28 protein-coding genes are annotated in these 26,190 nt (G+C 37.4%); 5 read left to right on the top strand and 23 right to left on the bottom strand.

Annotation, left to right across the window (positions count from 1 at the left end):
- Positions 1 to 8: 8 nt before the first annotated feature.
- The 14 genes from rnr to rpoN form a co-directional block, all read right to left on the bottom strand.
- Entirely contained in the window at positions 9 to 2,309 is a 2,301-nt protein-coding gene (gene rnr, locus ACIGHG_RS24255; protein WP_396551041.1) for a ribonuclease R, read from the bottom strand.
- A 335-nt stretch (positions 2,310 to 2,644) separates the two neighbouring features.
- A complete protein-coding gene (locus ACIGHG_RS24260) occupies positions 2,645 to 3,385 on the bottom strand; it encodes an alpha/beta hydrolase (protein ID WP_396551002.1) in 741 nt (246 codons plus the stop codon).
- Between the two features lie 517 nt (positions 3,386 to 3,902).
- Complete coding sequence (gene secG, locus ACIGHG_RS24265) at positions 3,903 to 4,136, bottom strand: preprotein translocase subunit SecG (protein ID WP_090915984.1); 234 nt, start codon at positions 4,134 to 4,136, stop codon at positions 3,903 to 3,905.
- A gap of 92 nt (positions 4,137 to 4,228) precedes the next feature.
- Positions 4,229 to 4,918: an LrgB family protein gene (locus ACIGHG_RS24270; RefSeq protein WP_396551005.1), complete on the bottom strand. Its 690-nt coding sequence runs from the start codon at positions 4,916 to 4,918 to the stop codon at positions 4,229 to 4,231.
- Positions 4,915 to 5,283, bottom strand: coding sequence for a CidA/LrgA family holin-like protein (locus tag ACIGHG_RS24275; protein ID WP_396551007.1), 369 nt, complete (start codon positions 5,281 to 5,283; stop codon positions 4,915 to 4,917). The genes ACIGHG_RS24270 and ACIGHG_RS24275 overlap by 4 nt, the downstream gene beginning before the upstream one ends.
- Before the next feature lie 337 nt (positions 5,284 to 5,620).
- A complete protein-coding gene (locus tag ACIGHG_RS24280) occupies positions 5,621 to 6,397 on the bottom strand; it encodes a DUF6612 family protein (protein ID WP_396551009.1) in 777 nt (258 codons plus the stop codon).
- A 249-nt stretch (positions 6,398 to 6,646) separates the two neighbouring features.
- Positions 6,647 to 7,942 carry a phosphopyruvate hydratase gene (gene eno, locus ACIGHG_RS24285; protein WP_090915976.1) on the bottom strand — a complete coding sequence of 432 codons (1,296 nt, stop codon included), beginning with the start codon at positions 7,940 to 7,942 and terminating at the stop codon, positions 6,647 to 6,649.
- 27 nt (positions 7,943 to 7,969) lie between these two features.
- Entirely contained in the window at positions 7,970 to 9,499 is a 1,530-nt protein-coding gene (gpmI, locus tag ACIGHG_RS24290; RefSeq protein ID WP_336472013.1) for a 2,3-bisphosphoglycerate-independent phosphoglycerate mutase, read from the bottom strand.
- On the bottom strand, positions 9,496 to 10,251 hold the full coding sequence (tpiA, locus tag ACIGHG_RS24295) for a triose-phosphate isomerase (RefSeq protein WP_396551011.1): 756 nt from the start codon (positions 10,249 to 10,251) through the stop codon (positions 9,496 to 9,498). Before tpiA ends, gpmI begins: the two co-directional genes overlap by 4 nt.
- A 31-nt stretch (positions 10,252 to 10,282) precedes the next feature.
- Positions 10,283 to 11,467, bottom strand: a complete 1,185-nt coding sequence (locus ACIGHG_RS24300) for a phosphoglycerate kinase (protein ID WP_336472011.1) — start codon at positions 11,465 to 11,467, stop codon at positions 10,283 to 10,285.
- A 134-nt stretch (positions 11,468 to 11,601) separates the two neighbouring features.
- Entirely contained in the window at positions 11,602 to 12,606 is a 1,005-nt protein-coding gene (gap, locus tag ACIGHG_RS24305) for a type I glyceraldehyde-3-phosphate dehydrogenase (RefSeq protein WP_020061700.1), read from the bottom strand.
- A 34-nt stretch (positions 12,607 to 12,640) separates the two neighbouring features.
- The gene (locus ACIGHG_RS24310) at positions 12,641 to 13,663 is read right to left on the bottom strand and encodes a sugar-binding transcriptional regulator (RefSeq protein WP_090916139.1); all 1,023 of its coding nucleotides are present in this window, start codon (positions 13,661 to 13,663) and stop codon (positions 12,641 to 12,643) included.
- Between the two features lie 132 nt (positions 13,664 to 13,795).
- A complete protein-coding gene (locus ACIGHG_RS24315) occupies positions 13,796 to 14,044 on the bottom strand; it encodes a glutaredoxin family protein (protein ID WP_090915968.1) in 249 nt (82 codons plus the stop codon).
- 9 nt (positions 14,045 to 14,053) lie between these two features.
- Positions 14,054 to 15,349 (bottom strand): RNA polymerase factor sigma-54, encoded by a 1,296-nt coding sequence (gene rpoN, locus ACIGHG_RS24320; RefSeq protein WP_396551013.1) that lies wholly within the window; start codon positions 15,347 to 15,349, stop codon positions 14,054 to 14,056.
- 651 nt (positions 15,350 to 16,000) lie between these two features.
- Here rpoN and ACIGHG_RS24325 point away from each other — a divergent pair.
- Entirely contained in the window at positions 16,001 to 16,891 is an 891-nt protein-coding gene (locus ACIGHG_RS24325; RefSeq protein WP_396551015.1) for a cytosolic protein, read from the top strand.
- A 32-nt stretch (positions 16,892 to 16,923) separates the two neighbouring features.
- Here the strand turns inward: ACIGHG_RS24325 and ACIGHG_RS24330 are convergent, their stop codons facing one another.
- Both ACIGHG_RS24330 and ACIGHG_RS24335 read right to left on the bottom strand, forming a co-directional pair.
- Positions 16,924 to 17,220, bottom strand: a complete 297-nt coding sequence (locus ACIGHG_RS24330) for a YolD-like family protein (RefSeq protein ID WP_396551017.1) — start codon at positions 17,218 to 17,220, stop codon at positions 16,924 to 16,926.
- A gap of 24 nt (positions 17,221 to 17,244) precedes the next feature.
- Complete coding sequence (locus ACIGHG_RS24335) at positions 17,245 to 17,463, bottom strand: hypothetical protein (RefSeq protein ID WP_396551019.1); 219 nt, start codon at positions 17,461 to 17,463, stop codon at positions 17,245 to 17,247.
- A 155-nt stretch (positions 17,464 to 17,618) separates the two neighbouring features.
- Here ACIGHG_RS24335 and ACIGHG_RS24340 point away from each other — a divergent pair, with 155 nt between their 5' ends.
- The 4 genes from ACIGHG_RS24340 to ACIGHG_RS24355 all read left to right on the top strand — a co-directional run bounded on the left by ACIGHG_RS24340 (position 17,619) and on the right by ACIGHG_RS24355 (position 20,745).
- On the top strand, positions 17,619 to 18,866 hold the full coding sequence (locus ACIGHG_RS24340; protein WP_396551021.1) for a WXG100 family type VII secretion target: 1,248 nt from the start codon (positions 17,619 to 17,621) through the stop codon (positions 18,864 to 18,866).
- A gap of 14 nt (positions 18,867 to 18,880) precedes the next feature.
- Positions 18,881 to 19,336 carry an SMI1/KNR4 family protein gene (locus ACIGHG_RS24345; protein WP_396551023.1) on the top strand — a complete coding sequence of 152 codons (456 nt, stop codon included), beginning with the start codon at positions 18,881 to 18,883 and terminating at the stop codon, positions 19,334 to 19,336.
- Between the two features lie 180 nt (positions 19,337 to 19,516).
- On the top strand, positions 19,517 to 20,611 hold the full coding sequence (locus ACIGHG_RS24350) for a response regulator aspartate phosphatase (protein WP_396551025.1): 1,095 nt from the start codon (positions 19,517 to 19,519) through the stop codon (positions 20,609 to 20,611).
- A complete protein-coding gene (locus ACIGHG_RS24355; protein WP_396551027.1) occupies positions 20,608 to 20,745 on the top strand; it encodes a hypothetical protein in 138 nt (45 codons plus the stop codon). Before ACIGHG_RS24350 ends, ACIGHG_RS24355 begins: the two co-directional genes overlap by 4 nt.
- Before the next feature lie 59 nt (positions 20,746 to 20,804).
- Here ACIGHG_RS24355 and ACIGHG_RS24360 read toward each other — a convergent pair whose 3' ends face one another.
- The 7 genes from ACIGHG_RS24360 to ACIGHG_RS24390 all read right to left on the bottom strand — a co-directional run.
- Positions 20,805 to 21,824 carry a GH25 family lysozyme gene (locus ACIGHG_RS24360; protein WP_396551029.1) on the bottom strand — a complete coding sequence of 340 codons (1,020 nt, stop codon included), beginning with the start codon at positions 21,822 to 21,824 and terminating at the stop codon, positions 20,805 to 20,807.
- On the bottom strand, positions 21,824 to 22,030 hold the full coding sequence (locus ACIGHG_RS24365; protein WP_396551031.1) for a hypothetical protein: 207 nt from the start codon (positions 22,028 to 22,030) through the stop codon (positions 21,824 to 21,826). Before ACIGHG_RS24365 ends, ACIGHG_RS24360 begins: the two co-directional genes overlap by 1 nt.
- 1 nt (position 22,031) lies before the next feature.
- Positions 22,032 to 22,265 carry a hemolysin XhlA family protein gene (locus tag ACIGHG_RS24370; RefSeq protein WP_396551033.1) on the bottom strand — a complete coding sequence of 78 codons (234 nt, stop codon included), beginning with the start codon at positions 22,263 to 22,265 and terminating at the stop codon, positions 22,032 to 22,034.
- Between the two features lie 48 nt (positions 22,266 to 22,313).
- Entirely contained in the window at positions 22,314 to 22,517 is a 204-nt protein-coding gene (locus ACIGHG_RS24375) for a hypothetical protein (RefSeq protein ID WP_396551034.1), read from the bottom strand.
- A 15-nt stretch (positions 22,518 to 22,532) separates the two neighbouring features.
- Positions 22,533 to 22,856 (bottom strand): hypothetical protein, encoded by a 324-nt coding sequence (locus ACIGHG_RS24380; protein ID WP_396551036.1) that lies wholly within the window; start codon positions 22,854 to 22,856, stop codon positions 22,533 to 22,535.
- A gap of 14 nt (positions 22,857 to 22,870) precedes the next feature.
- Positions 22,871 to 24,427, bottom strand: coding sequence for a BppU family phage baseplate upper protein (locus tag ACIGHG_RS24385; RefSeq protein ID WP_396551038.1), 1,557 nt, complete (start codon positions 24,425 to 24,427; stop codon positions 22,871 to 22,873).
- Positions 24,424 to 26,190: phage tail spike protein (locus tag ACIGHG_RS24390; protein WP_396551040.1), on the bottom strand; the 1,767-nt coding region annotated here is incomplete at its 5' end. The genes ACIGHG_RS24385 and ACIGHG_RS24390, both read right to left, overlap by 4 nt.

The raw sequence follows: 26,190 nt of genomic DNA on the forward strand, positions 1-26,190 counted from the left end.
CTTCTTTCTTACTTACGTTTTTTCTTTTTCTTCTTAAAGCTCGGTGCATTTTCAAAGAATGGCTTGTTCTTTTTGCTGCCGTTTCGTTTTCCGTTACGGTTTGATTCTTTTCCTTGCCCGCCGCGATTATTATCACGGTCGCCGCGTTTTTTTCTATTTCCTTTCGGCTGTTCAATGACAACAGGACGATCTTTTCGTTGTCGTTTCACACTGCCTTTCATGCCGACAATTTCAAAGTCAATCGCGCGTTCATCTTTGTTTACGTTAATCACGCGAATTGTAATTTCATCACCAATGCGGAAGACATTACCTGTGCGTTCGCCAATCATCGCAAAATGACGTTCGTCATAGCGGTAGTAGTCATCTGTTAAATAGCTAACATGAACAAGGCCTTCAATTGTATTTGGAAGTTCTACGAATAAACCGAAGTTTGTTACAGAACTAATGATTCCGTCGTATTCCTCACCAATTTTATCAAGCATGTACTCTGCTTTTTTCAGCTCATCTGTTTCACGCTCTGCTTCAACAGCGCGGCGCTCCATATTAGAAGAATGCTCAGCAATATCCGGTAAATTTTCACGCCATTTTGCCTGTGTTTCATTGTCCACTTTTCCGTTAATTATATATGTGCGAATTAATCTGTGCACAATTAAATCTGGATAACGACGAATTGGTGATGTGAAATGTGTATAAAACTCTGTCGATAAACCGAAGTGACCTAAACTATCCGCATCGTAGCGTGCTTGCTTCATAGAACGAAGCATAACTGTTGAAATAACAACCTCTTCTGGTTGACCTTGTACCATCTCTATAATTTGTTGCAGCGCACGCGGATGCACTTCGTTTCCGCGGCCTTTTACCGCATATCCAAAGTTTGTAATAAACTCAAAGAAACGCTCTAATTTATCTTCTTTCGGATCTTCGTGAACACGGTACATAAACGGTAAGTTCATCCAGTGGAAATGCTCTGCAACTGTTTCGTTTGCTACTAGCATAAACTCTTCAATGAGCTTTTCAGCAACAGAACGCTCACGTAACACAACATCTGTCGGCTTGCCTTCTTCATCCACTAATACTTTCGCTTCTTTGAAGTCAAAGTCAATGGCTCCGCGGCGCATACGCTTTTCACGTAAAATAGCAGCTAGTTTCCCCATCTCTTGGAACATTGGGACTAACGGCTCATAGCGGGCCATTAATTCTTCATCCTCATCGTCCAAAATGCGCTTCACATCAGAATACGTCATACGCTCCGCTGTTTTAATCACACTTTGGAAAATTTCATGCTTCACTACTTCCCCTTGCTCATTAATTTCCATCTCACAAGATAAAGTTAAGCGGTCTACCTTTGGATTTAATGAACAAATTCCGTTAGATAAACGATGCGGAATCATCGGAATAACACGGTCTACAAGATAAATACTCGTTCCGCGTTCAGCTGCTTCGCGGTCAATTGCTGAGCCTTCTGTCACGTAATGACTTACATCTGCAATATGTACACCAAGCTTATAATTACCGTTCTCAAGCTTCGTTACTGTAACTGCATCATCTAAGTCTTTCGCATCCGCACCATCGATTGTAACAATTGTTTGATCTCGTAAATCACGGCGCCCTTGTAAATCGTTCTCATCAATTGTTTCTGGTACACTGTTCGCATGCTCCATTGCATCTTCCGGGAACGCAAGCGGTAAGTTATGCTTATGAATAACGGATAAAATATCAACGCCTGGATCGTTTTTATGACCAAGAATTTGAATAACTTCTCCTTCTGCACTTAAACGATCTTGCGGATAGCTTGTAATTTTAACAACAACTTTATGCCCTTCTACCGCACCCATAGAAGCATTTTTTGGAACGAAAATATCGCTCGTCCAGCGTTTATTATCAGGAATCACAAAGCCAAAGTTTTTCGATTCTGTATATGTACCAACTAATTCTTTTGTTCCGCGCTCTATGATACGAACAATTGTCCCTTCCTTGCGCGAACCGCTTGACTCTGAACTAATACGTGCTAATACTGTGTCACCATGCAGTGCGCCTTTTAATTCTGTTGGCGGTATAAAAATATCATCTGTACCTTTTTCTTCCGGTACGACAAATGCAAAGCCGCGGGCATGTCCAATAAGCTTGCCGCGCACTAAGTTCATTTTCTCTGGAAGACCGTAGCGATTACTTCTTGTCCGCACAACAAGTCCTTTTTCCTCCATAATGACAAGTGCTTTCACAAACTCTTTAAAATCCGCTGCATCTTCAATACCGAACGCTTCTTCTAACTCTTGCACAGTAAGCGGTTTATATGCTTCTTCTTTCATAAACGATAACAATTTATCGATGTTTTCTTGAATAATTTCCTCCAAGTACAAAAACCTCCTTTTAAATCCTCGTATTTTATATTGTATCCGAAAAGATAACCATATATAAATGATGTTGTCCTATATAGATCCATTTTGATGCTTCAACACATAAATCGTTCAAAATAGAATCCATTCTCGCCTTCTCCCTTTGCATTAAACCTCACACGTGGCACAAATGAACACTGACCACTTCTATACGCGGCCAATTCCTCTCGCCCATCCTAAAAAGAAAAGGGTTTTTATATCGACTTTTCAACTTGTATGTATATAGGTAAAAAAGAGGCAACTAGATCTTACCAATCTAGTTGCTCCAAGAAGTTATATACATCTTCATGCAGCTCATCACGCTGCTTATCAAGCGTAATTACATGTGTAGAATCTTCGTACCACTTAATTTCTTTTACATTTGATTCTACTCCATTATAAATAATATTTGCGCTATCTGTATTAATCATTTCATCATGGCGCGCTTGCACAACAAACGTTGGTGCATAAATCATATCAATGTTATTGCGCACATCGCGAATTAAATCTTGCAGTGCTCTTAATGTGTTCATCGGTGTTTGCTTAAACGCAAACATCTCTTCTTCAATCTTCTCTGGTGATTTACGCTCACGCTTTTTATATTCGCGTGCGTACGCTAGTATACCTTGGTACATCGTTTCTTCGCTTTTAATATACATCGGAGCACACATCGGTACCACTCCGATAATCGGCATTGTATAAGCAAGTTTTAACGAAAAAACACCGCCAAGTGATAAGCCAACAGCTGCAATCTTTTCATATCCTTTATCTTTTAAATGTTGATATGCTTCCATTACATCTTTCCACCAGTCTTCTGGACCCGTGTGCACAAGCTGCTCTGGTGGTACACCATGACCTTTATAAATCGGAGCATGACATGTGTAACCTTTTGTCTCTAAATAACGTCCAAGCATACGAACATCTGCAGAATTTCCTGTAAAACCATGTAATAGTAAAACAGCACGTTCTCCCGCCTCAAATGTAAATGGTTTTGGGGCTGCTAGTTTCATTTCTCTTTCTCCTTCTCTATCTATAATGTAATCCTCATATATATGTCCATTTTAATTTTCCGACACATAAGTCGCTGCCGTGCACAATACAACATGACCGCTACTTACTTTCTCCTTTTGTTTTAAACCTGGCACGTGGCAGAAAAAGGAAACGACCGCTTCCATGCATGGCCAGATGCTCCCGTCCTCCCCTAAAAAGAAAAGGGGGTTTTTATGTCGTTTTTTAATTTGTATTTATATATTGTCTATCCATAGTGTAACATAGTTTCTTTTCCATAATCTAATCAGAAATTTCTCTCGATAAAGTGAAACTTTAATCAGTGGGGGTTTTCTTCATCCCCCACTGATTATTAGCCCTCACCAATCGGGCGCATGCCAGCAGTTTATCTCCCACCGAACATTCTAGCCACTGGAGCTGGACAATGCTTTCGCTGAATTTTGAGGTGGGAGTATTACTGCTCAAAAATAGCGGGATAAATAAAAAAAGATTCAACCTGGGAAGGCGAATCTTTTTTATTTATACTTGTAAATACGTAACAGCAAATGTTAACACGAAGAATAATACAGCAAGAACAATTGTAATGCGGTTTAATACAGCCTCTACTCCACGTGCTTTTTGCTTGCCAAATAATTGCTCCGCGCCGCCAGAAATTGCACCGGATAAACCAGCACTCTTACTAGATTGCATTAATACAAGTACAATTAATAACAGCGATACAATAATAAGTAAAACTGATAAAAACGTATGCACTTTACATGCCTCCTAAAGTTTCAATTACTTTAAATGTAACATAAAAGAATTGGAAAAGCGAGAGCGTCTCATACACCTAATATTTCACCAGGTTAAATAAAAAACGTTACAATTAATGGACCTAGTAAACATGTTAAGATTGCTGTTAATGTCATCGTTACAGATCCGATTACGCCTTCGTTTTCATTATTTTTCATCGCCTGCATAACGCCCATAATATGCGATGCACAGCCAAACCCAATTCCTCTTCCAACAGAATTTGTCACTCTGCTCCATTTTAATAAAAGAGGACCAAAAATTGTTCCAGATATCCCAGCAATTATTACGAAAGCCGCTGTTAACGATGGTACACCACCAACTTCCTCTGACACACTCATAGCTACTGGCATCGTTACTGACTTCGGTAGTGAAGATAAAATTAAGGTTCTATCCGTTCCAATAACGGTTGCAATCATCATATCACTTGTAATGGCAACTATTGTTCCAACCAATACACCGCCAGCAATTGGTACAATATATTTCTTTAAAATACCGCGTTGTTTATAAAGAGGGATCGCAAAAGCTACTACACCAGGTCCAAGCAATTTCGAAATCCAGCCCCCACCACTTTGCATATATTGTTGATACGGTATATCACATACAACTAACAATATAATCATCAAAGCTGTTGTTACAAGCATGGGAATGGTAAACGGCGTTGGAAACCACTCATAAATCTTCTTTGAAAATTGATATAATAACACTGTTAATATAATCCAACAAATTCCAATTACTATGCTCATTGTATCTCTTTTTCCTTCCTATTCGCAAAGTATTGTCCTGTATGTCCTGCTACAACGATAATTAAAAACGTACTCACGACAACAGTAAGCAATAGCGAAATACCTTTATGCACAAAAAAAGAACCATAATTCATTAAACCAATAATTGAAGGAATTAATAAAAATGGCATAAGATCAACCAATGTTTCTGCTCCAAAATCAAACCATTTCACAGGAAGGACTTTCAAACCAAGCAATATAAATAACAAAAACATCCCTATTAAACTTCCCGGAACCGGAAGATGAAGCGCTCTTTCTATCCACGCTCCAATCATATAAAATATATAAAGTGCTGCTACTTGGATAATAATTTTTGTGAATTTCATCTGTCTATCATCCTTTATTATGCGATTGTTGACATCTCCTACATTCATCATAGTACAAATTGTGAAGACCTTCAATTTATTTTGTTGACAAATTCAGAACAATATGGTATGCGCTTACATTCTTATTTTTCTGTATTTATAACAGGATTAGCAATTAGAGTTTTTTATTGTTATATAAAGTTTATATCTTCAAAATGTTCGAAAGACTTACAGCTGTAGGTCATGTTGTATTCTACATAGCAGCAAATAAGTCCCTAGTCTGTACTATACCTTTGCCTTATTGGCACAAAAAAAACAATTGCTTCACTTAGCAACTGTTTTTTTGCAAGAAATCCTTTTAGTTTCCTTCTGGTAACTGGATTGGATCGAATTTCTCATCATAAGAAATTTTTGTATCTCCTATAATTTGAACTGTTTCTTTATTCATTTTCATCTTGGCATCTGTCTTAATAGATTCCAATTTAAATTCTTTTGTAATGATATACTCTACATGCATCGAGTCAACAGTTGCCTGTTGCCGTTCAAATATTTTTTTCGCGTTTTCATTAACACTGATTAAATAGTCCTTTGCTTCTTGTCCGTTCAACTGAAATGAAAGTTTATATGTATCTCCATTTTTCTCCACTTTCATTTTATCTGTCAATTGTAATGTTTTCTCGAGCTCTTCCGTCGTATTTTTAGATGTTTTGAAATTATTCGCGTTTACTTGATTTAATCGATCTGCTGGAACTGGGACAAACTTTCCTGAATTCGGATCTTTTACTTCAGCCGCAATCTTCCCACCTACATCAAAGACTACAAGATCTGTACCCCCAATATTCGTTTCAGTTCGAGAGTTTCCTTTCTTCGGCTCAAACTGTGATTTCATTTTTGTATCTGTTGACATATTTAAAGCTTTCGTATTCATATCACATGTCATTGTAACATGTTCTTCTTTTTTGAAATTATCAATAGCGTTCTTAAAAATATCCTTCGCTGCTAGTTCTTTCTCTTTTTCTTTTTGTACTGATACTGTTTTAGGCTCATCAGTCTTTGCAGTTTTTTCACTGCTACACCCTACTCCTACTATTCCTACCATAAGTGCTAAACTAGAAACTGCAATAATTTTTTTCATAAAATTCTCCCCCATTTCTGTCCCATACCCCTATTTATATATTAAATTACAATAATTTACAAGTGATTTTTATCCATACTTTTCCACTAACAAAAGACCTTCACCGATCGGGCACATGCCAACAGTTGTCCCCCACCTATCTTCTTTGCTTCTCTCTCAATCTTGAGATGGGGGTCTTACTGCCCACGAATAGCGGGATAAAAATAAAACCGGCCGTGATTTCTCACGGCCGGTTTTTACATTCTACAATTATTTTTTTAAGTTGTAGAAAGATTTTAAACCATCGTAAACAGCGATTTCGCCTAGTTCGTCTTCGATGCGTAATAATTGGTTGTACTTAGCAATACGGTCTGTACGGCTCATAGAACCAGTTTTGATTTGGCCAGCGTTAGTTGCAACTGCGATGTCAGCGATTGTAGCATCTTCAGTTTCACCAGAACGGTGAGATACAACTGCTGTGTAACCAGCACGTTTAGCCATTTCGATTGCTTCGAAAGTTTCAGTTAAAGTACCGATTTGGTTAACTTTAATTAAGATTGAGTTAGAGATACCTTTTTCGATACCTTCAGCAAGTTTTTGCGTGTTAGTTACGAATAAGTCGTCACCAACTAATTGAACTTTATCGCCAAGACGCTCAGTTAATAATTTGTGACCATCCCAGTCGTTTTCGTCTAAACCATCTTCGATAGAGATGATTGGGAAGTCTTTGCAAAGCTCTTCGTAGAAATCAACCATTTCTGCAGAAGTTAAGCCAGTGCGGCCTTCACCTGCAAGGTCATATTTACCAGTTTCTTTGTTGTAGAACTCAGAAGAAGCAACGTCCATTCCTAAGAATACGTTCTCGCCAGCTTTGTAACCAGCTTTTTCGATTGCTTCGATGATTACTTCTAATGCTTCACGGTTAGAACCAAGGTTTGGAGCGAATCCACCTTCGTCACCTACTGCTGTGTTAAGACCTTTGTCATGTAATACAGCTTTTAACGCATGGAATACTTCAGCGCCCATACGGATTGCTTCTTTGAATGAAGGTGCACCAACTGGTAAGATCATGAACTCTTGGAAGTCTACGTTGTTGTCAGCGTGAGAACCACCGTTGATGATGTTCATCATTGGAGTTGGTAATTGTTTCGCATTGAATCCACCAAGGTAACGGTATAATGGAAGACCTACATAGTCAGCTGCTGCATGAGCTACTGCCATAGATACACCAAGAATAGCGTTAGCGCCTAATTTACCTTTGTTTGGAGTACCGTCTAATTCGATCATAGCACGGTCGATTCCAGCTTGGTCAGTTACGTCGAAACCAACGATTTCTGGAGCGATAATTTCGTTTACGTTATTTACTGCGTTAAGAACACCTTTACCAAGGTAACGAGATTTGTCACCGTCACGTAATTCTACTGCTTCGTATTCACCAGTAGATGCACCGCTTGGTACTAATGCGCGTCCGAATGAACCGCTTTCTGTGTATACTTCTACTTCTACAGTTGGGTTACCACGAGAGTCTAAAACTTCACGAGCATAAACATCTAAAATTGCTGGCATATTATTTCTCTCCTTTTATATAAATAATTATTTAATAATTGTTTTACCTGTCATTTCTTTTGGCTGTTCAACGCCAAGAAGTGTAAGCATTGTTGGTGCGATATCTCCCAAAATACCGCCTTCACGAAGCTCCACGCCTTCTTTTGTAACGATGAAAGGAACCGGGTTCGTTGTATGAGCTGTCATCGGTGTACCTTCTGGAGTTAACTCCTCATCAGCATTACCATGGTCAGCAGTAATAAGTGCTACACCATCTTTTGCAAGAATTGCTTCTACAACTTTTCCTAAACATTCGTCAGTTGCTTCTACTGCTTTAATTGTTGGTTCCATCATCCCAGAATGGCCAACCATATCACAGTTTGCAAAGTTTAGAATGATCACATCATGTTTATCATTCTCAATTTCATTTACAAGAGCATCCGTTACTTCATAAATGCTCATTTCTGGTTTTAAGTCGTATGTTGCGACTTTTGGTGAGTTAATTAAGATACGTTCTTCTCCTGGGAATTCAGCCTCACGACCACCGCTAAAGAAGAATGTAACGTGCGGATACTTTTCAGTTTCCGCAATGCGAAGTTGTTTTAATCCCGCTTGTGAAACAACTTCACCTAACGTATTATCCAAGTTCATTGGCTTGAACGCTACGTAACCTTTTACCGTTTCGCTAAAGTGTGTCATACAAACGAATTCTGGAATGTGAGGTACTTTTTCACCACGATCGAACTCACGGAAGTCTTCGTTTGTAAATACACGAGCAATTTGAATTGCTCGGTCCGGACGGAAATTGTAGAAGATGATTGCATCATCATCATTGATTGTTGCAATTGGCGTTTCATCTTCATTTACCATTACAGACGGCAATACGAATTCATCATAGATACCATTTGCATAGGAGTCATCCACACACTCATATGCTGTTTTGTAAGTAGGGCCTTCGCCGTTCACCATGGCACGGTAACATTTTTCAACGCGATCCCAACGCTTGTCACGGTCCATGGAGTAGTAACGACCGGAGATTGTCGCGAACTGTCCTACTCCTGTTTCTTTCATTACTTCATTTGTTGCATCGATATACCCTTTTGCTGTTTGCGGACCAACATCGCGGCCATCTAAGAACGCATGAAGATATACTTTCTCCACGCCTTCTTTTGCAGCTAAGCGAAGAAGGGCAAACATATGGTCAATGTGACTATGCACACCGCCATCAGAAAGTAAACCGAATAAATGAAGAGCTGTACCTTTTTCCTTTACGTGTTTCATTGCACTTTGGAACGTTTCGTTCTGATCGAACTCACCTTCACGAATTGCAACGTTCACACGTGTTAGACTTTGATATACAACGCGGCCGGCACCAATATTTAAGTGACCTACCTCAGAGTTACCCATTTGACCTTCTGGAAGACCTACCGCTTCACCGCACGCTGTAAGCGTTGTGTGAGGGAACTTGTTCCAGTAACCGTCGAAATTAGGTTTCTTAGCTTGCGCTACAGCATTCCCGTATGTTTCTTCACGTAAACCGAAACCATCAAGAATGATTAAAGCTGTTGGCTTTCTCATTTTACCGCCTCCAAAAGACCTAAGAAGGAAGCAGGCTCTAAGCTTGCACCACCAACTAAAGCACCATCGATATCAGATTGTGCCATATATTCTTTAATGTTTTCAGGTTTTACGCTGCCGCCGTATTGAATGCGAACTGCTTCTGCAGCTGCCGGAGAAACAGCTTCAGCAACAACTTTACGGATGTGTGCACATACTTCGTTTGCATCTTGTGCAGAAGAAGATTTACCTGTACCGATCGCCCAAATTGGCTCATATGCGATAACAGTTACTTTTACTTGCTCTTCTGTTAAGCCTGCAAGTGCTTTCGTCACTTGACCTGCTACAAGATCAAATGTTTTTCCGCTTTCGCGCTCTTCTAACGTTTCACCGCAGCAAACGATTGGTGTTAAACCATGTTCAAATGCTGCAAGAGTCTTTTTGTTTACTGTTTCGTCTGTTTCAGCAAACATTTCACGACGCTCAGAGTGGCCAAGTACTACGTAGCTCACTTTTAAGTCACTAAGTGCTACTGGGCTAATTTCGCCAGTGAATGCACCATTTTTCTCGAAGTGCATGTTTTGTGCACCTACTTGTAAGTCAGTTCCCTCTGCTGCTGCTACAAGACGCTCTAAGAAAAGAGCTGGAGAGCAAACAACTGCATCAACAGCTGCACTTGCTGGGATTTGACCTTTTACTTCCTCTACGAAGCTAACTGCTTCAGATAGAGTTTTATTCATTTTCCAGTTACCTGCGATAATTGGTTTACGCATGCTTTGCACCGTCCTTTTTCTTGGCTGCTAATTATTTGTCGTTAAGACAAACTACACCAGGAAGTTCTTTACCTTCCATAAATTCTAATGACGCACCGCCGCCAGTAGAAATGTGGCTCATTTTATCAGCCATACCGAATTTTTCAACAGCTGCTGCAGAGTCACCACCGCCGATAACAGAGTATGTACCTTCTGCATCTGCTAATGCTTGTCCCACTGCTTTTGTACCTTCTGCATATGGAGCCATTTCGAACACACCCATTGGTCCGTTCCATACAACAAGCTTAGAGTTTTTAATTACATCTGCATAAATCGCACTTGTTTTCGGTCCAATATCCAATCCTTCCCAATCAGCAGGAATAGAATCGATATCTACAACTTGTCGGTTTGCAGTTTCAGAGAAGTCATCTGCAATGACGCAATCAACTGGCATGTAGAAGTTTACACCTTTTTCTTTTGCAAGTTGCATAAACTCTTTTGCTAGTTCAATTTTGTCGTTTTCACATAGAGACTTTCCGATTTCATGACCTGCTGCTTTTACAAATGTATAAGCAAGTCCGCCGCCAATGATTAAGTTATCAACTTTATCAAGTAGATGACGTATTACACCGATTTTATCTTTTACTTTCGCACCACCGATGATTGCTGTAAATGGACGATCCGGATTAGAAAGTGCTTTACCTAGTACTTCTAATTCTTTTTCCATTAAGAAACCTGATACTGCTGGTAAGTAATCTGCAATACCTGCAGTAGAAGCATGAGCACGGTGAGCTGCACCGAATGCATCGTTTACGAAAATATCAGCAAGAGCTGCAAATTCTTTCGCAAGTTCTGCATCGTTCTTTTCTTCGCCCGCATAGAAACGTACGTTTTCAAGAACTAATACGTCACCTTCGTTCATTGCTGCAATCGTTTCTTGTACAGCAGGTCCGAATGCTTCGTCCGCTTTTTTCACGTCTTTACCAAGAAGCTCACCTAAACGTACTGCTACTGGAGTTAGACGCATTTCTTCTACTACTTGTCCTTTTGGACGACCTAAATGGCTTGCTAAAATCACTTTCGCGCCTTGCTCTACTAAATATTGAATTGTAGGAAGAGCCGCACGAATGCGAGTCTCGTCTGTAATTTTGCCTTCTTTCATTGGTACGTTGAAGTCAACGCGGCAAAATACTCGTTTACCCTTTAAATCTACGTCACGAATTGATTTTTTATTCATTGGATTTCCCTCCGACTAGTTAGGATTGACAAAACCCATTCAAAAGCTTATCACATTTGCTTCTAAAACGAAAGAAGAGAGAGGGAACAAACCCTCTCCCTCGTTTTGTCATTGATAACTGATAAACTTAAGAATTAAAGACCTTTAGAAGCAATGTAGTCTACTAAGTCAACTACGCGGTTAGAGTAACCAGTTTCGTTGTCGTACCAAGAAAGAACTTTAAGCATATTGCCTTCCATAGTCATTGTAGATAATGCATCGATTGTAGAAGAGCTTGTGCATCCGTTATAGTCGATAGATACTAATGGCTCTTCGCTGTATCCAAGGATACCTTTTAATTCGCCTTCAGCTGCTGCTTTGAATGCTGCGTTTACTTCTTCAACTGTTACTTCTTTCTCAAGCTCAACAACTAAGTCAACAAGAGATACGTTAGCAGTTGGAACACGAACTGCACCACCGTTTAATTTACCTTTAAGTTCTGGTAATACTAAAGCTACTGCTTTCGCTGCACCAGTTGTAGTTGGGATCATGCTCATTGCTGCTGCACGTGCACGACGTAAATCTTTATGTGGTAAGTCTAAGATTTGTTGATCGTTAGTGTAAGAGTGAATAGTTGTCATCATACCACGTTTTACACCGAATTTTTCGTTTAATACTTTAGCAAATGGAGCTAAGCAGTTTGTAGTACAAGAAGCGTTAGAGATTACATTATGGTTAGCTGCATCATATTGCTCATGGTTAACACCCATAACGATTGTGATATCTTCGTCAGAAGCTGGTGCAGAGATGATAACTTTTTTAACTGATCCACCTAAGTGTTTTTCAGCGTCTGCTTTTTTAGTGAAACGGCCAGTAGATTCTACTACTACTTCTACGCCGTAGTCGCTCCATGGTAATTGAGCTGGGTCGCGCTCAGCGATAACTTTGATTTCTTTACCGTTAACGATAATGCTGTCGCCGTTTGCAGATACTTCTGCATTTACTGTTCCGTGAACAGAATCATATTTTAAAAGATGTGCTAATGTTTTTGCATCTGTTAAGTCGTTAATTGCTACTACTTCTACGTTAGGGTTGTTAAGAGCTGCGCGGAATACTACACGTCCGATACGGCCAAATCCATTAATACCAATTTTAGTCATTTGAATTTCCTCCTTGGGGGATGTATATTAAGGGTTATTTACCCTTTACTAACTCTTTTGCTGCACCTTCGTCTGTAATAAGTAACGAAGTGTGTCCTTGTTTAATTACTGCTTGAATTGCTTTTGCTTTTGATGAACCTCCAGCAACTGACACGACATGAGATACATGCTGTAAATCTTCAAGCTGCATGCCAACTGTTTGTACTTTATGAACTACTTCACCTTGTTCGTTGAAGTAGTATCCAAAGGCTTCACCGACCGCTTTGTTCTCTTTAATTTTCATCCAATCTGCTTCTAAAGTACTTCTTCTACGCGCCATTGTTAAGGCATCACCGATTCCGTGAATGACAATGTTGGAAGATCGAATCAACTCAAGAATTTCTTTCACAGAAGGCTCTGTCACAATGGATGCATATGCCTCGCTGCTTACATGGTCAGGAACATACAATAAGCGATAATTACTCATCGTATTTTGTGCCATTTTCGCACAAATCGTGTTTGCTTCTAGCTCAACACTCTCTCCTATTCCACCGCGAGCTGGGACAAATAACATATGTAGGTCCCTGCAATCAATTTGCATCATATCAGCTACGGCAGCTATTGTGGTTCCTCCAGTCACAGCAACGATATTATTCGCTGTCAGACGATCTTTTATACAAGAAGCACAAGCGCGGCCCATCTCCAGCTTGACCCAAGGTGATTCATCGCTATCACCAGGGACAACGAAAACCTCATCTAAGTCTAATGTTTCCTTAAGCTGCTTTTCCAAAACCTTCAAACCAGAAATTTCTTTCATAAAGTCTTCCAAAGCAAGAATAACAGCTGTTCCTTCTTCTGTTAATGTCATTCCAGAAGAGGCGACGTGAATCAAGTTCTCATCTTTCAAAACCTGTACTTCACTTCGTAATACTCGTTCTGTCATACCAAGACTTGCAGATAAATTTCTTCTACCAATAGGTTGTGTTAACCGGATGTACTGAAGAATTTGCATTCTCTTTTGCATAACAGGTAGCAGATCAGGTAATAATTTTTTTGTATACTGAATCCATGAGCGCATCATATTGTATCTCCTCACCACATTGGTTCATTCTCTATATGGTCATTATATGTCCCGCAGTGACATATTGTGTCCCGCATAGAGTAAAAAAATATTCCTGCTACATTTAGTATTGTAACAGGAGATGCAAAGTTATTCAACTCTTATCGCACGAATTATGCTGTTCATTATGACATCTTTGTGAATAATCCCATATCCTACCTCTTCCCCTTCGATTTCAACGACGGGAATCGTAAGATGATACTTTTCTAACAGCTGTTCATCCTCATAAATATCTATTTCTTTCAAATCAAATACGTATTCATCTTTCAACTCTTGTAGAAGTTGTTTCGCCTTTTGACAAAGACCACATTCTTCTTTTGTATATAGAATAACCTCCATACTTATCACCTATACAATCGTTTTTCGCAGAGAAGAAGCTGGAATATTTAACTGCTCTCGATATTTCGCTACTGTTCTGCGTGAAACAATAATTTCGTGTTCTTCTTCTAACATTTTTGAAATCTTTTGATCTGAAAGTGGTTTTTTCTTATTTTCTCTCTCTACAAACTCCCCGATGAGCTGCTTCACTCTCTTCGTTGAAATTGCCGCGTCTTCTGTTGTTGCTACCGCATTGCTAAAAAATGACTTCATTTCAAATAAACCATACGGTGTTTGCACATATTTATTACGCGTTGCACGGCTAATGGTTGACTCATGGACACCTAATATTTCCGCCACCTCTTTTAACGCAAGCGGCTTTAAATATTGCGGACCATTCATAAAAAAGTCGCGCTGCTTTTCAATAATTACTTCCATTACATTTAAAAGCGTTTGTTTTCTTTGTTTTAAACTACGCATAATCCATTGTACATGCTGATATTTTTCCGAAACATAAGAAGCGACGTCACTTTCACTATTATGAAGAAGCTCACTATATTCTGAATGAATTTCAATTCTCGGCATATTACGCTCATTCATCTGAATCAGCAAGCGATTATCTTCTTTTTTCACCGCTATATCTGGAACAATGTACATCGGCTTCTCCGAAGAAAACGCCAATCCTGGTTTCGGCTGCAATGATGTAATCACATGAACAGCTTCTTGTAATTCTTCTGTACTACATTTCAATACATTTGTTAACTTGCGCCAATCTTTCTTTACAAAATATGCAAAATGTTCATCTACAATTATTTCCGCTAAAGTACTCCTTTTTTGTAAGCGCTTTAATTGAATGGTTAAACACTCTTGAATATTTCTTGCTCCTACCCCTGCTGGCTCTAACGATTGAACGAGCTCCATGCAGCTATTTACTTCTTCTATACATACCGATAATAACGACGCTAATTCTTCATTCGTTTCTTGTAAATACCCGTTCTCATCTACATTTAAAATAATGAATGAGGCAATCTTTCTTTGCTCTTCATCTATTTTATAATACTGTAATTGGTTTACTAAATGTTGTTGAATCGTCGTGGAATCCACACTATAAATTTCCATTTGATTCTCAGTTTGTTTACTTGTTGTTTTACTCTTTTTCTTTTCCCTGTCAAAGCCACCTAGCTCAATAAGGGGATTTTCCAGCGATTGCTCATACAAAAACTCCGTTAATTCCTGCACATTGTACTGGAGCATTGTAATCGCTTGCCTTAACTCTTGCGTCATTGCCAAACGTAAACTTTGTTCTTGTAAAAGACTTGCTTTCACCCTAATCTCCCCCTCACTTCTATTGTACAATAAGTTTATAAAAAGGAGAATCCTTACAAAACATCAATATCCACATATTATTACTCTATATGTATTATTCAAGTTTATATATTACAACTAAAAAATGAATAATATCAGGCGGAATTAGTGACAGACTTTAAAAATATCCGCCATTTTTTATACCACATACTAATAGTAACTCCCATTTCAAGAAATAACAATTAAAAAGAGTAGTTTAAATATAATGAAACCTCATTATACTTAAACTACTCTTTTTCCCTTTTATATTTAAGAATTCTATAAACAAATTAATAAAAACCCTAACTTTAATATAAGTTAGGGTTTTTCGACGCGCCCAGAGGGATTCGAACTAATAACTAAATACCCCTTTTCTATAAAGGCTCCTTTAGATTTTTAGAAATAATCGTGCAAAATTCATGCAAAATTATTTCAGCATGCAAAATCCACAAAAACAAAAGAGCACAGCGTGTATAAGTAGTGTTGGTAGCACTCTTATACCGTCCACCTGATTACGCCAGGTAAACACTTGCTGTACCCTCACGTGTTATTTTACATTATGTAGGGTTTCTTGAGCAACGTTTACCAAATTGGTGACGTTACTTTTTTGTTTCCACAAAGGGGACATATAATATGGAAAGAAAACGTATTGATGTTATAGCAAGTAAAGAGTCCTTCCACAACCTTTCTACATTTATAGAATTAGAAGAACTAAACAAAACTATTCGTACATACAGAGATATTATCCGTACGTCTGTTAAACGTGCCGATGTTCAATCTAAACTCATTGCATTACTTGAAATTTTAAAACGCCATAGCTGCAAATATGTGGGCGTTAGTTTCCTATGCAAAAATACTATCGCGGACAAGCTAGAAGTATCTTATAAAACTGTGCAACGTTTAATGAAGAAACTCGTTGCCCTGGGCATGATTAAGCAAATCGAAATGAAGCGTAAATCTGATATGCTGCAAACTGCGAATGCTATTGTAATTCAACCTATTTTGGAAAAAGTGTCCGACAAGGTACCAGGTAAAATTCCCACAAAGTGTCCGACCAATAAAACAACTACTCCTTCCTTAAAACAAAATATAAAAGATATAAACATACGTAAAGAAAACGAAATTCAGTCTTGTGAAAATGATAAAGATTTTATTGACTATCGTGTTCCCACATCTATGCGTATGAAGTTAGCAACTGCATTTAATTCAAAAGTTATTAATGAATCTTTCCAAAATGCTTTAAATATCGCTAAAAAGGCTGCAAAGAAATGTAGTTTATTAGCAGATAAAGATGTATTTAATAACATTCTTGCAAATGCTTCTGTTGCTTTATTCTCTAAAACTCATGAATTTGAGCATAACGGAACACTTATGAAAAATCCTATTGGCTACTTTACAAGAACGTTTAAAAGCATGGTTTACAACTACATTGATAACTTTAGGAAAATCCACAATATTGCTAAGCGCAAAGAAAATGCACAGACTGGATATCTAGCTATTTTCAAACAGTTTATCGAAGGATAATAAGTCTATAAACAAATAAAAAACACCCAGTTTTAATAACTAGGTGTCCTAACTTTTAACATGTCCATAAATTGAATTTTATGTATTTCATTGAATCCAACACTCACTATGATTCTACCCATTTGTGGTTCAAGTTTGCTTATTTTCCCTTGTATAATATCTGGTTCTTTATATTTTCTATAGACCGTAAAAACTAACTCTGTATCATCTTGCACCGCCATTTGAATTAATTCTGCAGCTTCTTGTTGTTCAAATTCGTCCATATACGGTCTAGTTTCTTTCTTAGAACTGCTTTTTTTCTTTGGTGGTTTTGGAATTGATGTTGACATGTGATATCACCTCATTATGTGTTTTTAAGCATATTGATAGTTCGTTCTTACTTTATCAACTGATAGTATATTAGCTAATTTCAGCGTTCTCACTTGTTGCTTTTGCATGCAGTACACCAATACACGATCTTCATATATCTTTCTAACAATCACTGTTCTTTGAGAGAAATCTCTTGAACCTTTTAAGTAAATTAATTCGATAGGTATTTTTTGATTGAGCGAACATTTAAGTAGATGATTCATGCGATACCCTCCATAAGAACGTTTGTTTGCATACATTATAGCACATGTGTTCTGTTTGTAAAGTTTCTCCATTAGATATTAATACCACTCTGTAAATTTGTTATACTTGTATTGGTAATTTTATACACAAGACAGAGAGGGGGGGCATAAATCAATTGGTGAAAGTACGTGTTAATCCAGATAAACTGGAAGAAGCTGCAGATTCTATATCACGACAAAGAGAATCTATTGAAAGAATCATTCAAGAACTTTTGCAGGTCACGTTCGAATTGCAAATGTCCTGGGAAGGGATAGCACGACAACGCTTTTTCGATGAGTTTTTCTCAAAAAAACGATACATGGATGATTTGGTCAAACTTTTACAACACCTGGAACTCGAATTAAAGAAAACTGCAAAAACATTCCGTGAAGTTGATGAGAAAGCGGCTGGAGATTTTAATCAGATGGGCAAGCTGTGGGACGCCTTTCAGCGAGGGGGCGGAAGGGCAGCAGGAGACACTATTTTTGACCCACTTAAAAAAGCATGGAACCAAACATCAGACTTTTTCGGACACTTAGTTGATGATCCAGTGGACGCACTGGCAGATGCAAAATATGGGCTTACGGACTTTGTGGAGGGTTATGTTGGTGACAAGAAAAAGGAAGCTAAAGATACATATGAATTTATCGGCGACCTATGGAATGATCCTATCGGAACATTGAAAAGTGAGTGGGACGAGGAAGTCCAAGAATTGTATTCTATACGAAACGTTTTATCAGATTGGTATGTAAAAAACATAGAATATGGAGATGCAGAAAGTATCACAGAATCGATAGCATACGGAATGACTACTTTAGCGTTCTTGGGACTTGTCACAAGAGGTGCTGGTGCTGTAGGTAATGGCGCGAGATATGGAAAAAGTTTGTCGTCTATGTCCGAGTTTCAGTTAGGAAGTCGTTTAGAACCTGCTTATGCAGGTGGCGGCACACAGCACTATTTACAAAAAGCCGTAACTTACACCTATGAAGGAGAAAATGGTCCGAAAACGATTAGATTAAGAAGAGGCGATTTAGCCGGGGATAAACACCCAGTTACAGGCATACCTTACAATGCTGATGGGTTTCCTATTTTCGAGCCTAAAGGTGAAGTAATCCTAGAAGAAAAAGATTTCAAAAAAACTAGACAAGCACATGATACAATATGTAACAAAGCCTTGTATAAACAAATAATGGAAAACCCTGAGTTAGCTTCTAAGTTTACAGAAACAGAGATTCAAGCTTTAAAAAGAGGTGACAATCCTAGGGGGTACACATGGCATCATCATCAAGACACAGGCCGAATGCAACTTGTCGAGTATGAGATACATAAAGATACTGGTCATACAGGCGGATACAGAATTTGGGGAAAAGATAGTGAAAAATAGGGAGGACTATATAAATGAACAATATTACATGGTTTGATGTAAGCGAAAAGAAAGTTACGGATGAACAAATTCAGCAACTAGAGCAGTATTTGAGTATTAAATTTCCTAACGATTTTATTGAATGCGTAAAACAATATGATGGAGGATACCCACACCCCAAAATATTTGATATACAAGGACAAGATGGAAGTGCGTTCAGCTACCTATTAACTTTGGATTCAGAAAGTAAGTTCTCGATTCTTCGGGCGTATGAAGGCATAAAAGACAGATTAGTAGATAAAGTATATCCGTTTGCTACAGATCCGTATGGTAATTTTTTATGCTTTGATTATCGAAATGACCATGAGATTCCTACTATTGTATTTTGGGAACATGAGGAAGAAGAGATGGAAAAAGCAATTTTCCCTGTTTGTTCGTCTTTCACAGAATTGCTTAATAGCTTGCATGATTATGACGATGAAGATGAATAATTAATTTAAAAGTAACGAAGTGTTTTTAATAAAGGCATGGTTATTAGTATCCATGCTTTTTATTTAACTCATTAAAAACTGAATATTTCATATTTTATTGAAAAATAATTAATCTATCATTTTTATTTATCCAAATTATGCTAATATTTAATCAACAATTATGTGAATGAGGAGGATATTATGAACGTATCAGTGAAGGGGAATGAACAGATTACAAAGTTACTAAATGATTGGTATGTAGAAATTCGTGCAAGACGTATAGGAAATGCCCATCGTTTAAAAGAAGAAATTGATTCTGAAATTTATGACATTGAAGAAGATCAAAATTTACTCCTTTATTATTCGCTCCTTGACTTCCGCTATCAATATATTATTGATAATGTAGGAGTATCAAAGGATAGCTTCGATAAAATTGAGTCATTTGGAATACCTACAGATAAATTCTTAACTTACTATTACCATTTCTTTAAAGGTATTCATGCTTCTACAGTTGGAGATTACAATGTTGCTAAAGTAAACTACGAAAAAGCGGAAACACTATTATCTTATATTCCAGACAAACTAGAACAAGCAGAGTTTTATTATAAAGTTGGTGCATTCCATTACGATATTTATCAAGGTCTTTTATCTATTAAAAAAGTTACAGAAGCTAAAGAGTTGTTCTCTCAACACACTGGGTATGAAATTAACGTTGCTTTCTGTGACAACCTTTTAGGATTAGCCTGTACGCACTTAAAAGAATGGGAGTTAGCAGAAGAATATTTTGCTAATGCAATGAATACATTTCAAAAGATAAACGAGGAAAAATTCATCCTTATGGTTCGCCAAAATTTAGGATTAATGTATGCAAGCCAAAACCTTTCTCCTTTAGCAATTCGCTACTTATCTGAGGTTAATCTGAAAATGCCTAACAACCATAAAGCTATGTTTGTTCAAGCAAGAGAGCATTTCAAATTAGGGGAGACTACAAAAGTAGCCGAATTAATTAATAAAGGTATGGAAATTAGTAATAAATTAAATCACGAGGAATATCAATACAGATTTAGCATTTTAAAAGAGATGAACGAAAAATCTCCTGCTAATTCACTTGAGAAAGCCGTATTGGCAGGAATGGATTACTTTAAAAGAGAACAATTATGGGAGTATGTTCAAGAATATACAGAAGTAGTAGCCGTAAAATATCATAACGAAGGACATTCTGAACAAGCAAGTAAGTATTTCTATTTAAGTTATGAAGCTAAAAATGAAGTATTCAAAAAGGAGGCTTTAAAATGAAGAAAATATTAAATATCATAGGAATTGTAACAGTTTTAGCATTTACACTAGGGATCACTCCGCAACAATCAATTAATCATCAAACAGAAAATATTATTGTTCAACAAATGGCAGATGGAAATCACGGTGGTTGATATCACTAAGATAGAATGAAACTAAGGAAAATCCGACTCACAAGAGCCGGATTTCTTTATTATCTAAGCCAATTTACATATGACTCATCAAAATACATCCAACCTTCAACACCTTCACCTGCGATGTAAATCCAGTCAGCATATCGATAATGCACTTCATAAGCAGAACGTTTTGTAATTTTATTTATAACAGGGTCGCCAGTTGATGCGCCTTTTCTAAGGTTTATATCAGTACCATTTACCCAAACGACACCTTTACTTTTTCCGTCCTTATTGATTTTACAAACATCATCTCTCATCCAATTATCAAGATTTACTTTGTACCAAAAATGAGAGCCATCGTATGACCACTCATAATACGTATGACCTTGTCCTTTTGTAGCTTGACGCATAATAGGTGCATTTACATTAGGCTCTTTTCTAATATTAGCTACATCAGCAGTCGTTGTAAGATACCCTAAAACTCCTTCTTGTGGAGGAGCAAGTTGAGAATCATTTCCTATAAACCATTCTAGTGACTTATCGCCAATAAGTTTATTTACATCACAGTTGCCGATACCTCCTACATAACCGCCTGTTGCATTATCAGCATACTGCCAAATATCGCAAGGATATGCAGGTTTTTTACCATAGCGAGGAATCCAAAGGAAATCAGCTTGGATATCTTGTAATCCATATGAACTATACATATGATGAGATACATAGAAGCCTACTTTCCATCCTACAGCTTTACAAGTATCAATGAACGCTTGTGATGCCTTTGCTAGATTAGTAGCCCCGCAACTATCTAAAGTATCGTCTTCCACATCTAGCACTAAAAATTTAGCATTAGGACTAACACGAGCCATAAAATCATTTGCTTCCACAATCGCATCTTCTACAGATACGAAACAACCATATGCATATGCTGCGTGTGGAATGCCTCGTTCTTCTAGATTCGCTACATGGTCCTTATATAGCTTGTCTACTTTATTTGAACCATATTGCACTCGGCAAATTGCTAAATCAAGATTTTGAGCAGCTACATCCCAATTAATACTATCGTTATATTTTGAAATATCTACAATATTTTTACTCATTATTCATTCTCTCCTTTTTGAACTTCTTCATGATCTGACCAAATACCTAAAGCAATACCGAATAAGTAAACAGCTTGCTGTACCTTTTCTAAATCACCTTCAAAACCTTTAACACCAAAAACAGGTAACATTATTCCAAGACATGAAAAAAGCGCCACCCATGTGCGCCAATTACGAAATCGTTTTTTGATATTTTCTTTTGACATATTACATTCCTCCTTTCATTAGTAACCCCAGTAATCCAGCTACAATTGCACCAATAATAATCCGGAGAATCCAGGTAGTATTGGCACTAATTTTATCCAGTTGTTTGTTAATGTTAATAATGTCCTTTTCGTTACCTAAAGTTCGATTTTCTAAATGCCGAATATCTTCTCTCATATCCTTTTGCTCTGCTTTAATTTGTTGGATCTCTTGCTTTAAATTGTTCATTTCCTCCATTTTGACCACCTCTTTTTTTGAAAAATAAAAAAGCCTGCATCTGCACACCTATTGTTCTAACCAATCAATAATGACGGTTCCATCTTTTTTTAATTCCTCATAAAAATTTAATAATGTGATTTCTTCAAATTCAGCAATCGTGATGAATTTCTTTTTAACAGATCTCAACATTTTATTTACAGATACTCCGCAATACCAAAACATTTTCCATGTTGTGAATTCTGCACTGTGTTCATTTTCTATACTTGTCATATTTGAACACCCCTATCACTCTAGTCTCATATCAGCTACTTGATCTGCTAAAAATTCAACTTTATCTTGTATTTTTTTCAGTTCAGTAACTCGTAGAACTGGCGGTTTATTTATCTCATCAAGTTCATCTTGTGTAATCGTTTCAATCCATGAACCATCTTTGAAAACAGGTTTCCAATTTGGTTGTGGTAACAATACTTCAGTTGAATTTTTTGGAATTTCATAAACTTTTTGGTACACAGTAACTCCTTCCTCTTGATACTCTTCTTGTCGAGGAAAAATGATTTCATCTCCTATATAAGCGCCCGTTTCCTTATTATATAGATGTACAAGTTTCATAATATCGTTCCTTTCTACAGATGATACGAAATACAAAAAGCTGTTGATTTCGGATTATTCCACATCCAATCGACACTAAGCCTACCATCCGCCCTTGCGTTTAGCTCCCCGAGATATTTTTTATCACCGTCGCCAACGTATGTTATTGGAAATGTACAATCACTTGGAGGTTTAAGGGCAGATGGTATATTTGCAATTGTCGTACCATCTTTTATGTTAGCAACAGCACCGACTATATAAACAACATTGTTGTGACATTTGTATTTAGGTGTTCTTCCTCCGTCCACAGTGACTCCATTAATAAGTGTGAGATTCACCCAGTCTGTATCAGTACTTGGTTTTGTTAGAACTTCATTTCCGTTATTTTTAAGTATCCCTGTAATGTCTACACCATTTTTAAAATCATTTCCATTATTGATAACTAATTTGTCACCATCTGGTGTATCATAACCAACTAACGCACGTTTACCATATACTACAAAATCACGCGCCTTAGCTTCCCAATTTCCCCAACCTTGAGAGGTTACTGACTTTTTCCAAGGTTTCCAAGTACCGTTGTAACATAATCTCTCATATGTTTCTGAAATGGTATTATTGAAAATTGTCGCTCTTTGTAAAACCCAAGTATTGAAGTGCTTTTGAACTTCTACAAACCACCAATTGTCGCCAGTAACTGTTGGAGTATTTACGTTTGTATTTGCTCTGTAAAATCCAGTATTTAAAACAGTATTTAAATCAACGCCTTTTTGAAGCTCAATGTTAGAGCCATCATCAGAAGTTACTTGATACTTTTGTTTCCATGAACCGTTTATAAAACTCTGTGTAGCAACTTCTAAACCACTAAGAAACATCTTTCCATCTGGTGAAAATTTAAATCCGTGATTCCAATCCCAATCAACTCCATCAGCAGATAAAGAAGGTGCAAGAATAAATTCGTCAGTAGCAGGATGGTGTAATGTCCATGATTTTTTGGTCGCTTTTTTAGATATAAGTGGAAGATCAGATGTACTTGTAAGAGCCCCTGTCATTGTATCTCCGGTTTTCTTTACAACATCCATAGTTGAAATTTGCTTGTTCAGATCATTTATTTTAGTCTGCATTGCTGTAGCTTGACTATTTAATCCACTAAGCATTTTATTTCCGTCTGCGATAAGTTTTTCCAAATCTGAAATATACTGCGCAGATTGAATATTCCCATCAAGTGCATTCGGTAATGAAACAACAATAAAATCTTGTGTCGTAGCACGGATTACTTTATCTTTTTCGATTGCGAAGAACGCTCGTTTTGATCGTCCTGGTATACTAAATGTTTCTTTTGGAAATGTATATTCAAAATGACCAGCCGTTGCATCAATTATATTAACTCCCGTTGAATCTCGTATAACGGTGTTATCTGGCTTTGTACACTCATAAAAAATAGTAAGATTTGTTAAGGAATACGGATTACCGCCACCATCCACAATATATACATCCACACTATTACTTGCCATATCTCCAACACGACCAGTCACAAAGTAATTCAATTGTGCGTATTCCGTTTTATAAACATCTAAAATCAATTTTGTTTTCATATTTTCTCACATCCTTCCAAATCATCGACTTTAATATCTGTAAAAACTTTCTTGATTTGTTTGTTGTCGTATTCGTCTTGCAAAACAAGTCTTTCATTCTCGAACCCTCTTCTTTTCGCTTTCAATTCCCATGCAAAACTAGCATTCGGTTCACTAGACTCAACAACGAAGTATTCTTCTTCTCTTGATGACACCCATACATGAGATTTGCAATATGATGATACAAACATTTGATATTCAATAGATGTATTTACAGTGTCAAAAAATAGTTTTTCGATTGGAATAATTGCTTGTCCGTTTTCATCTGTTTTAGATGCGCCTATGTCACCGAGATAAGATTCTGCCGTTTCATACGCCGGCGTCGCTCTCACTCCATCTCTCGTGACATGAATTGCATTTTTAGAGCCTGTTACATTCAAACTCCCTACGTTTCTTAATGCCCAATTATTCATATCAAAATTTGCCCACATTGCAACATCGTTTTTCCCACTAATATCAATAACTGTTTTCACATCGCTATCACCTTCTGTTTTACATAAGCGCACATTATTTTTACCTGTTACAACAACATTTCCGTCCGTAGTTTGATAGATTCCCGCATGTTCAGCTTTTGCTGCTTGTCCTAAAGCTACCCCACGCCACGCACGCGCGTTTTCGTACATATGAAACGTTCTTCCTTCTGTACCAGCTATTTGATAATAAGAACCGTTTTCCTGATGCGCTAATGCATTCCCGTATGTTGAAATTAATGAATTTTTCCAAATGTTACCGAATTGTACTTCTTGTATAAAATTCGTATTACCGGAAGTGTTAGCATTAAGTACAATCTGATTTCCGTTCATTTGAATCGGTTTAAATGCAAAAATTCCGTTACGACCATAATAAGCATTATCAGCTAATTCTAAATAAGGATAATAACTGTCAACCCCTCCGATCGTATCTCTAAAACTTAATGAAATAAATCTACCTTTTTCACAGTTAATAACAGCGCCGCGCTTGCTCTCGTCGTTCAATTTATACGCGTGACCTAAAAATCCGATTGGTTTTTCATCTTTATCATAAATAGTTAAAACACCATTACCACCTAATACCATTGATGTTTTACCGTTCTGTTTAGCGTGCAAACCGTCCGGCAATAATTGAATATTATCCCCGTAATCATTGAATCCGGCTTGTACAAGCGACGCGCTTAATTTACCGGTTGTAATGAAATCAGCAACGATAGAACCATCCATTGTCATGGCAAGTCCATACTGCCCATTAATGCCTGTAGAACTATACCCCAAACCGTTTATATTCCATTGCCAAACCTTTTTGGCCGTCATTTCGTCTTTTGTATCCATAATCAGAATCCTGTCCGGGTAAACGCGAACATAACCACCAAAACCGCTATTAATTAAATTAGTAGCTGTATCTTTTGCTTTATCCAAGAATGATTCTTCCATGCCGGAAATACTTTCATGTATTTGATCTACTTTTCCGGCTATGTCTGTGAATGACTCTTTGTAATTACCGAGTGTTAAATCAATGTATTCTTCCATGATGGGATCATACTTGTACGAAATAACTTTTGCTTGAATATCAATGTTATCTTCTTCATGTCTAACTGTGACAGTATCGCCCATATATACCCGTTGTAAGACTGCAAAGTCTTTATATTCTTCTGTTTGTGATAATTCTTGAAAAGTAACTTTATAAGTGGCTTTTGGTTGATCCACCTTTTGTTTGTCATACATATCTTTAGATAACTGCCTTAACATTTC

Origin of the sequence: Bacillus sp. NPDC077411, from assembly GCF_044543425.1 — a bacterium.
Lineage (GTDB): Bacteria > Bacillota > Bacilli > Bacillales > Bacillaceae_G > Bacillus_A > Bacillus_A bruguierae.

Excerpts from the sequence above, each read along its gene's own strand:
- rnr (WP_396551041.1), bottom strand. The coding sequence starts at position 2,309 with ATGAAAGAAGAAGCATATAAACCGCTTACTGTGCAAGAGTTAGAAGAA.
- ACIGHG_RS24260 (WP_396551002.1), bottom strand. The coding sequence starts at position 3,385 with ATGAAACTAGCAGCCCCAAAACCATTTACATTTGAGGCGGGAGAACGT.
- ACIGHG_RS24270 (WP_396551005.1), bottom strand. The coding sequence starts at position 4,918 with ATGAGCATAGTAATTGGAATTTGTTGGATTATATTAACAGTGTTATTA.
- ACIGHG_RS24275 (WP_396551007.1), bottom strand. The coding sequence starts at position 5,283 with ATGAAATTCACAAAAATTATTATCCAAGTAGCAGCACTTTATATATTT.
- ACIGHG_RS24280 (WP_396551009.1), bottom strand. The coding sequence starts at position 6,397 with ATGAAAAAAATTATTGCAGTTTCTAGTTTAGCACTTATGGTAGGAATA.
- eno (WP_090915976.1), bottom strand. The coding sequence starts at position 7,942 with ATGCCAGCAATTTTAGATGTTTATGCTCGTGAAGTTTTAGACTCTCGT.
- gpmI (WP_336472013.1), bottom strand. The coding sequence starts at position 9,499 with ATGAGAAAGCCAACAGCTTTAATCATTCTTGATGGTTTCGGTTTACGT.
- tpiA (WP_396551011.1), bottom strand. The coding sequence starts at position 10,251 with ATGCGTAAACCAATTATCGCAGGTAACTGGAAAATGAATAAAACTCTA.
- ACIGHG_RS24300 (WP_336472011.1), bottom strand. The coding sequence starts at position 11,467 with ATGAATAAAAAATCAATTCGTGACGTAGATTTAAAGGGTAAACGAGTA.
- gap (WP_020061700.1), bottom strand. The coding sequence starts at position 12,606 with ATGACTAAAATTGGTATTAATGGATTTGGCCGTATCGGACGTGTAGTA.
- ACIGHG_RS24310 (WP_090916139.1), bottom strand. The coding sequence starts at position 13,663 with ATGCGCTCATGGATTCAGTATACAAAAAAATTATTACCTGATCTGCTA.
- ACIGHG_RS24315 (WP_090915968.1), bottom strand. The coding sequence starts at position 14,044 with ATGGAGGTTATTCTATATACAAAAGAAGAATGTGGTCTTTGTCAAAAG.
- ACIGHG_RS24325 (WP_396551015.1), top strand. The coding sequence starts at position 16,001 with ATGGAAAGAAAACGTATTGATGTTATAGCAAGTAAAGAGTCCTTCCAC.
- ACIGHG_RS24330 (WP_396551017.1), bottom strand. The coding sequence starts at position 17,220 with ATGTCAACATCAATTCCAAAACCACCAAAGAAAAAAAGCAGTTCTAAG.
- ACIGHG_RS24335 (WP_396551019.1), bottom strand. The coding sequence starts at position 17,463 with ATGAATCATCTACTTAAATGTTCGCTCAATCAAAAAATACCTATCGAA.
- ACIGHG_RS24345 (WP_396551023.1), top strand. The coding sequence starts at position 18,881 with ATGAACAATATTACATGGTTTGATGTAAGCGAAAAGAAAGTTACGGAT.
- ACIGHG_RS24350 (WP_396551025.1), top strand. The coding sequence starts at position 19,517 with ATGAACGTATCAGTGAAGGGGAATGAACAGATTACAAAGTTACTAAAT.
- ACIGHG_RS24355 (WP_396551027.1), top strand. The coding sequence starts at position 20,608 with ATGAAGAAAATATTAAATATCATAGGAATTGTAACAGTTTTAGCATTT.
- ACIGHG_RS24360 (WP_396551029.1), bottom strand. The coding sequence starts at position 21,824 with ATGAGTAAAAATATTGTAGATATTTCAAAATATAACGATAGTATTAAT.
- ACIGHG_RS24365 (WP_396551031.1), bottom strand. The coding sequence starts at position 22,030 with ATGTCAAAAGAAAATATCAAAAAACGATTTCGTAATTGGCGCACATGG.
- ACIGHG_RS24370 (WP_396551033.1), bottom strand. The coding sequence starts at position 22,265 with ATGGAGGAAATGAACAATTTAAAGCAAGAGATCCAACAAATTAAAGCA.
- ACIGHG_RS24375 (WP_396551034.1), bottom strand. The coding sequence starts at position 22,517 with ATGACAAGTATAGAAAATGAACACAGTGCAGAATTCACAACATGGAAA.
- ACIGHG_RS24380 (WP_396551036.1), bottom strand. The coding sequence starts at position 22,856 with ATGAAACTTGTACATCTATATAATAAGGAAACGGGCGCTTATATAGGA.
- ACIGHG_RS24385 (WP_396551038.1), bottom strand. The coding sequence starts at position 24,427 with ATGAAAACAAAATTGATTTTAGATGTTTATAAAACGGAATACGCACAA.